The organism is Aporhodopirellula sallentina SM41, assembly GCF_000346505.1.
Taxonomy (GTDB): domain Bacteria; phylum Planctomycetota; class Planctomycetia; order Pirellulales; family Pirellulaceae; genus Rhodopirellula; species Rhodopirellula sallentina.
This window is the reverse complement of record NZ_ANOH01000297.1, coordinates 1-5,254: the sequence shown is the minus strand read 5'-3', so window position 1 is coordinate 5,254 and position 5,254 is coordinate 1. Positions and strand designations below refer to the sequence as shown.

Sequence of the window (5,254 nt, the reverse complement as noted above, 5' to 3'; positions counted from 1 at the left end):
AGACGGGCGGATTGCCGTCGCGGCCGTTTGTTCCGGTGCGGTTCCAATCCCGAGTGACCGAGTTGGGCATGTTCGAGCTGTGGTGTCACAGCAGCCAGTCGGATCGGAATTGGAAATTGGAGTTTAACGCAAGATCATAGGTCTCGAATTGTCAAAATCGAAACGAAGGGTAGTGGACGAAACGAAGGGTAGTGGACGAGGCAACGAGTCCTTGATGTGCGAGTCGTTTGATGTGCGAGTCGTTTGATGTGCGTGTCGCTTGGGGGGGATTTCTGGCGTCGTCCACTGCGGTTTCATCCGAACGCCACGCCGCGGCGGACTTCCTCCGTTTCGGTGTTGCCAGGCCACTCGGTTCGCTGGGGGGCTCGCTATTGCCGGGCAGAACGCCGGATCGTGGCTTTTCTGACTGGGCGGCAGTGAACTATGGCAGTGATCTTTGGCGGTGAACTCGTGGCGGGGGTGACGGTCGCGACGGATATGACCCGATTGGGGGCGGTTCCTGCCGCGTTCTGCCCATTCTCCCCGCGTGTTCTGATTTTGCCTGGGGGCGAAACCTGCTATTATTCGGACACGACCATTTTTCTCGAAGGCGACGCATGCTGACCAAGCAAAAAAACTCATCCTTTCAAACGCCCAACGCGACCAAATGCGGCGGGCAGGCAAGGCAAACGGCGAGCTGATGGATTTCATCCGTCCGCACGTGAAGGCTGGCGTAACGACTAACGAGATCGATCGTCTCGTGCACGATTGGACCTACGATCGCGGCTACAAAGCGGCGACCCTCGGTTATCACAAGTTTCCGAAATCCTGTTGCACGAGTGTCAACGAAGTCATCTGTCACGGAATCCCAGATGACTATGAGTTGAAGGACGGCGACATCGTCAACGTCGACATCACGACTATCGTCGACGGATGGCATGGCGACCAAAGCGAAACGTTCATCATCGGCGAAACCACCGAAGAGCGTCGTGCGGTTGTGCAGTGTGCGTTCGATTGCATGCACATGGCGATCGATGCGTTGACCCCCGGTTGCCGTGTGGCAACGATCGGCGAGACCGTGGTCCCGGAGGCTCATCGTCGTGGGTTCACGGTAGTGCGCGAGTACGTCGGTCACGGGCTCGGACGCCAGTTCCACCTCGATCCATCGATTCCTCACTTCCCGAACCGCCAAAGCCGGATCGATCGGTTGTTCCCGGGAATGTGTTTCACCGTCGAGCCGATGATCAACGCCGGCAGCCGGTACACCAAGAGCGACAAGGTCGATGGCTGGACAGTGCGAACCAAAGACGGTCGGCCGTCGGCCCAGTTCGAACACTCGGTCTTGATGACAGAGGATGGACCGGAGATCTTGACGTTGACCAAGAACGGGCCGCAGAAGGGGCACCGGTTCTAGGCCGGTCGATTTCATGCTGCCACGTAATCTGACGATCATCTGCATCACTCTGGTCGTCTCGAGCGCTTGCCATGTGTTGCAGCAACGTACCCACACGGCGTTGTTGGTCGGTGAAGCGTTGGAGATGATCGACCGATATTATGTCGAACCGGTCGACGATCGGGAGTTAATCGTCTCGGCCCTTTCGGGCATGACGTCAACCCTGGATCAACACAGCGAGTTTATCCCGCCGAGCGATTATCAATCGTTCCAAGACAGCATCCAACAGGAATTCGCCGGGATCGGGATTTATGTCGACCAACCGGCGCAGGGAAAGCCCGTGCGGGTGATCACCCCGTTGGTCGGATCGCCAGCGTTGGAAGCAGGCGTTTTGCCCGGGGATCAGATTTTGATCGTCGACGATGAGAACGTATCGACGTGGGACATCCGCGAAGTCAGTGACCGACTGCGCGGCCCGATCGGTACCACGGTCAACCTGACACTGCGGCGCGGCGATGAAGAGGTGGAGACAAAGATTGTTCGTGATCGCATTCAGATGGAATCGGTGATCGGCGATCATCGCGACAAAAACAATCGCTGGGTTTATCGCCTCGCGAATAATCCCCGCGTCGCTTACGTGAGGATGACGAGTTTTGGTGACAAGACAGTCGGCGAACTCGGGAAAGTTTTGCGAGATCTCAACAATGATTTCGAGGCTCTCGTGTTGGACCTCCGGGGCAACGGCGGCGGTTTGCTCAGTGCGGCGGTCGACGTGGCCGACATGTTCTTGGATTCGGGGAAAATCGTATCGACCAAAACGCGTGGCGGTCGGCTCGAGGAAGAGGCCGTGGCAACGCCCGGTACGTTGGTCGCGACGGATATCCCGATGGCGATTCTGATCGATCACGACTCGGCCAGTGCCAGCGAAATTGTGACTGCGTGCCTCCAGGATCACGGCCGGGCGATCGTCGGCGGGACGCGGAGTTTCGGGAAAGGCACCGTGCAAAATATTCTGCCCTTGGAATATGGACGCAGCGCGCTACGATTGACTGTTGCAAAGTATTACCGCCCGAGCGACCGGAATATCCATCGCGGAAAAGACGATGATGAGGACGACGTTTGGGGGGTGGTCCCCGATGAAGGGTTGAATATCGAGTTGGACCTGGCGACGCTTCGTCGATTGATGACGCTGTGGCAGGAAGCCTCGTACCCGTCGCTCAAAGGGATCGACCGCAATATGTTCTCGATCGTGTCGGCCGATGAGTCGCCCGAAAATGGAGACGAAACAGACACTGCCGAAACAGACACTGACGTCGATGTCGCCAAAGATGATGCGTCCGAAGATGAGTTGAACGAAGATCAATCAGACGCGAATGAGTTGGCTGGCGAGGAAACGGTCTGGTCGCTCGATAAACCGCTCGTTGCCGTCGTCGAACGAATGTTGTCGAAGGATGACGGGGCCGAATCCGTAGAAAACAGCGATCCACAAACGGACGAAAACAACGCCGAGAACAAAGCCGAAGACGTCGATCAGAATAAAGCCGCCTAGCGTTCACGATTCGCACGATGCACGGCGATCGGAACCCGCTCAAGTTTACATCAGTACGAATTCCAATTTGGATCTGTCATGGATCCATCGTCGCCAACGAACATTGAACCATTCTGATCTCGTTGGCCTGTTCAATCCTGCCTATTAACCCCCACCTTCAAAAGGTTTGAAACCATGAAATCTGTTGTTTATGCAGTCGCCGGAATCGCGGCATTGGGAATCATGATCGCCCTCATCGCTTCGCCACCAGACGTCCAACCGACCACCGCGGAAGCGTCCGCCACGCTCGCGTCGGCGGAAGAGTCGGTGATGTCCGAACCGGGGACGTTGACCCTCGAAGTCCCCGGTATGCACTGCCAGTTCGCGTGCTATCCACATGTGAAAGAAACGCTCGAGAAGGCCGAAGGCGTCGATGAAGTTGAATTAGTCGAACAACCCGACCCGAATGTCTTGACGGTCAAGAAAGTGATCGTGAAGTACGACAGCGGCTTCGATATCGATGCCGCTTTGGCGAGCCTGCAACAAGAAGGTTTCAGCAACGCGACTCGGATTCAGTAGACGCTCTAGTTCCAATCGTATTATCGATCCAGCGGATTGTTGCTGGCTGCGATGAGCGTGAGGCCGTAGCGAAAGTCGCCAAGACTTTCGGCCAACCTCAACGAGTTACGCAGCGTCACGCTTACCGATCTTCGTTGCAAGGTAGGCCGGATCAAGGAGCCATGCGACGCAGTTCTGGCAACCTCCCAACACATTTTGCCGGAACAGCGCTGTGCTTGGTCCGGCCTACGAAACACAGACACGATATCTAACGAATCCAGCTACAAATACCAATTACGTAACAACCCAAAGTAGGCCGGATGAAGGAGGCTTTGCGACGCCCATCCGGCAGCCGTGTGAATGCCGGAACAGCGCTGCGTTTGGTCCGGCCTACAAACTTCACCCCATAGTGAAAGTCGACGAAGAACGGTTTACTGAATGCTTTTGAAGTTCCGATCTCGGAGTGATCGGCGACGCTCATTAAATCAACAACCCACCAAGACTTTCGGTGGTTCACGAACCTTCTCAATATTCTTGGCTGGTTTCGCTGACTTCCAAAGAAGCCGTCACTGGGCACCAACAGCAAACGGAAATGGGAATGCCTGATCGACCCACAATGGATGCAACGTCTCGTCGCGGCGTCTTGTTGGTCGGTCACGGAACACGCGACTCGCGGGGAACCGATGAGTTCTTCCTGCTCGGTGAACGTCTCGCCGAACGGATGCGGGACACCGCGGTGGTCAAACCATGTTTGTTGGAATTTCAACAGCCTGACATTGCTGCGGCGTGGGAATCATTGATGAGCGCGGGGTGTGATCGTGTGACGGTCGCCCCTTTGCTGCTCTTCTCAGCCGGTCACGCGAAGTCCGACATTCCCAGTGAAGTCGAAACGGCTCGCTCGAAGACTCCCAACGGTGACGCCGTCAAAGTGTGCTTCGCTAAACCGATCACGCGCAACGCCGCGATGGTCGAAGCGGTGCGATCCCGGTTGCGAGAAAAGATGAGCCGGCGTCCCGTTCTCGCCTCATCAGCGGCGTCCGAATCTTTCGGCGCAACGGGCACCTTTCAGCCGCGAACCGCGGTCGTGATGGTTGGGCGTGGCAGTCGCGACCCGTGTGCTACGTCGGACATGCGTGTGCTAAGCGAAGTCGTTGTGCGAGGGCGAGGTCGAAACAACAGTCCGTCGATGGCGGCTGAGTTCGGGTTGTCGTCCAACGGACTTTGGACGACTTTCTACGCGATGGCGCAGCCGCGTTTGCCAGCGACGTTGGATCTGGTGGCGGGCACCGGAGTTTTTGATCGCGTCATTGTTCACCCGCATTTACTGTTCGCCGGCCGACTGTACGAGGCGATTCAAAGGCAGGTCGGTGAAGCGGCGGAGCGATTCCCCGGCGTGCAGTTCGACGTGTCGGGTTATCTCGGCCCAACGGATTTGGTCGCGTCGGCATTGGCAGATCGGATCGGCTCCGGTGAGGTTTAGTCGGCGGGAACACCAGCCGGTTTTGGGATGCGGATAGCGGCTTGCTGGACTTCGCAAATACCAGCCCGACGCGTAAGCGAGGGACCTCCGACGTAAGTGACGCGTTCCCTCGCTTGCGCTTCGGGCTGGTAAGGGTGGGACTTGGTGCTGTCCTGTGAGAGCGTGTTTGAGAATGGTGGGTTGAAATCCGGCGAATCGAGCTACGGGATTTTTGGCGTTGAATACGAAAGTCAACTTGGTAGGGAAACTCGGCAAGAGTTTCGGCAGGCTCCGTGCATCGCCGAAGTCTTGGCGACTTTCGCTACGGGGGAAAGGT

5 protein-coding genes are annotated in these 5,254 nt (G+C 56.9%); all 5 read left to right on the top strand.

Annotated features, from left to right (window positions below):
* The first annotated feature begins 423 nt into the window (after nt 1-423).
* The 5 genes from RSSM_RS20160 (at nt 424) to RSSM_RS20140 (ending at nt 4,938) form a co-directional block, all read left to right on the top strand.
* A complete protein-coding gene (locus RSSM_RS20160) occupies nt 424-603 on the top strand; it encodes a hypothetical protein (RefSeq protein WP_008683004.1) in 180 nt (59 codons plus the stop codon).
* A 43-nt stretch (nt 604-646) separates the two neighbouring features.
* Nucleotides 647-1,393 carry a type I methionyl aminopeptidase gene (gene map / locus RSSM_RS20155; RefSeq protein ID WP_008683002.1) on the top strand — a complete coding sequence of 249 codons (747 nt, stop codon included), beginning with the start codon at nt 647-649 and terminating at the stop codon, nt 1,391-1,393.
* Nucleotides 1,394-1,406: 13 nt separating this feature from the next.
* Nucleotides 1,407-2,921, top strand: coding sequence for a S41 family peptidase (locus RSSM_RS20150; protein WP_008683000.1), 1,515 nt, complete (start codon nt 1,407-1,409; stop codon nt 2,919-2,921).
* A gap of 174 nt (nt 2,922-3,095) precedes the next feature.
* Nucleotides 3,096-3,479 (top strand): heavy-metal-associated domain-containing protein, encoded by a 384-nt coding sequence (locus RSSM_RS20145; protein WP_008682997.1) that lies wholly within the window; start codon nt 3,096-3,098, stop codon nt 3,477-3,479.
* A gap of 577 nt (nt 3,480-4,056) precedes the next feature.
* Entirely contained in the window at nt 4,057-4,938 is an 882-nt protein-coding gene (locus RSSM_RS20140) for a sirohydrochlorin chelatase (protein WP_236621258.1), read from the top strand.
* The last annotated feature ends 316 nt before the right edge of the window (nt 4,939-5,254 follow it).